Source organism: Streptomyces sp. NRRL B-24085 (assembly GCF_001282115.1).
Taxonomy (GTDB): Bacteria; Actinomycetota; Actinomycetes; order Streptomycetales; family Streptomycetaceae; genus Streptomyces.
This window is the reverse complement of the sequence record NZ_LJBR01000464.1, coordinates 1-2,049: the sequence shown is the minus strand read 5'-3', so window position 1 is coordinate 2,049 and position 2,049 is coordinate 1. Positions and strand designations below refer to the sequence as shown.

At 76.3% G+C, this 2,049-nt stretch carries 2 protein-coding genes and 1 pseudogene; 2 read left to right on the top strand and 1 reads right to left on the bottom strand.

Going from position 1 to position 2,049, the window contains the following annotated elements:
• Together AOJ26_RS36720 and AOJ26_RS36715 are read left to right on the top strand one after the other, a co-directional pair.
• Positions 1–265, top strand: a pseudogene (locus AOJ26_RS36720) (glutamate racemase); the annotation flags it as partial.
• 91 nt (positions 266–356) lie between these two features.
• Entirely contained in the window at positions 357–905 is a 549-nt protein-coding gene (locus AOJ26_RS36715) for a hypothetical protein (RefSeq protein ID WP_053852686.1), read from the top strand.
• Between the two features lie 15 nt (positions 906–920).
• Here AOJ26_RS36715 and AOJ26_RS36710 read toward each other — a convergent pair whose 3' ends face one another.
• On the bottom strand, positions 921–1,949 hold the full coding sequence (locus tag AOJ26_RS36710; protein WP_078960167.1) for an O-antigen ligase family protein: 1,029 nt from the start codon (positions 1,947–1,949) through the stop codon (positions 921–923).
• Positions 1,950–2,049 lie beyond the last annotated feature (100 nt).

The following is a 2,049-nucleotide window of genomic DNA, read 5'->3' as shown; positions in this document are numbered from 1 at the left end:
GGGCTGCACCCACTACGAACTCGTCGCCGAGCGGATCCGCGCCGCCGTGCAGCGCCCCGGCCGTCCGCCGCTCGTCCTGCACGGCTCCGCCGGAGCGGTCGCCGCCCAGGCGCTGCGCCGGCTCGGCGAGCAGCCCGCCCCCGACGCCGCGGCCACCGGCACCCTCACGGTGCTGCTGAGCGGACGCGAGGGTGCCGCCCTGCCCGCGCCCGCCCTGGCCTACGCGGAGGGCCGCCTCCTGATGACGGCCACCCCCGCCCGCTGACCGCGGCCGGGCGGCCGGAAAGCCCCCGCCCGGAGCAGTCACGCAGTGCGACGACCTACCCGCAGGGCGAAACCTGAGTAGTCTCGTAGGCATGAGGGACCACCTCCACGGCGAGCACACCTCGCACCACACCGACGTCTGGACCGGCCGCGCGTCCAACCGGATCCAGTGGCTGCTGGCGCTCGGCGGCGCCGCCATCGTGGCGCTCGGCGTCGAGCTCGCCGTCGACTCGGCGTGGACCTCCGGCATCGCCCCGCTCGTCATGTCCGTGGTCGGCTGCATCGCGGCCGGACTGCTCGTCCTCTTCCTCACGCTCGCCTTCGTCCACGTCGCCCTCAGGGTCGACATGGACCACCTGGAGGTCCGCTGCGGCCACATCGGCGTACCCCGCCGCCGGATCCCGCTGGCCCATGTCGCCGGAGCCGAGTTCATCCCGCACGTCACTCCCCGGCACTGGGGCGGCTGGGGCTACCGCTGGCGCCCCGAGAAGGGCACCGCCGTCGTCGTGCGCCGCGGTGAGGGACTGGTCCTCCAGCTCTGGGACGGCCACACGTTCACCGTCACCGTGGACGACGCGGAGGCCGCCGTACGCATCATCCGCGACCGGCTGCGGCCCAGGGCCGCGGGACCGCGCCACTGAGACCGGGCCGCTCGGTCACCTCCCCGCCGGCCCGTCGGTGAGCGGGTGGGCCGTCGCCAGGCCCGCCAGGAACCCGACGCCCACCGACACCATCGTGAAGCTCAGCGCGTTGCCGACCGCGGCGATCGCCGCCAGCGCTGTCAGGGCCGCGCCGGCGGTGAGCACGACCGGGGTGGCGCGGGGGGAACGCCACAGCGCGTACAGCAGCCAGCAGAACGCCGCCGCCAGCAGCAGCACCCCGGTCACGCCCTGCTCGGCGGCCATCTGCAGCGGCGCCGAGTGCGGTTTCCCGTCAGGTTGCAGGGACTGGGCCGCGGTCGTGCTGAGCTCCCCGAAGCGGCCCGGACCCACCCCGAGGGCGGTGTCCTCGCGGGCCAGGCGGAGGGCGTCGTGCCACAGGTCGATCCGGTGCGGGGTGAGCCGGCCGCGCAGTGTCCCGGCGAGCCCCTCGGGTACCGCGTTCGCGGCCACCGCCCAGGTCAGACCGGTCACCGCGGTCGCGGCCAGGGCCAGACCGGCGATGCCGGCACCGCGGTGGCGCATCCGGCCCGCGGCGAGCGAGCAGAGCAGCACCGCCGTGCAGGTGATCAGCCCGGACACCGAACCCAGGGCGGCCGAGGCGACCGCGATGCCGGCGGCCAGCAGCCGCAGCAGGGCCCGCAGGCCGGGAGAGCCGGTGCTCCAGGCGGCGCAGCACGCGGCGCCGGTGGCGAGCGTGGTCAGGGCGGCCGTGGCGCCCGCGTGCCCCAGCGGACCGACGATCTCCGGCCCGGGCACGAGACGGGGGAGCCCGACCGTCAGGCCCAGTCCGGTCAGGGCGGCGGCGCACGGGGCGGCGACCGGCAGCAGCGCCCCCGAGATCCGGCCGGCGGCATAGCCCGCGGCGACGGCCAGCAGGGCGAGCAGCACACCCTCCGGGCGCCCGTCGTGTGCGGCCGCGGTGATCAGCGACCAGGCGGCACAGGCGCCGAGCACCAGGACGCCCACCACGTCGGAAACGTTTCGTCTGTCGCCGTCCTCATCGGCACCGGCCACAGACGTCATCCCCGTGGAACCCACCCCGCCCCCCGAAACGCCGGTCCCCCGACCTGTGGCCCCCGCCGGCCGTACGCGCTCGGCCCGTACGGCGAGGACTCCGGCACAC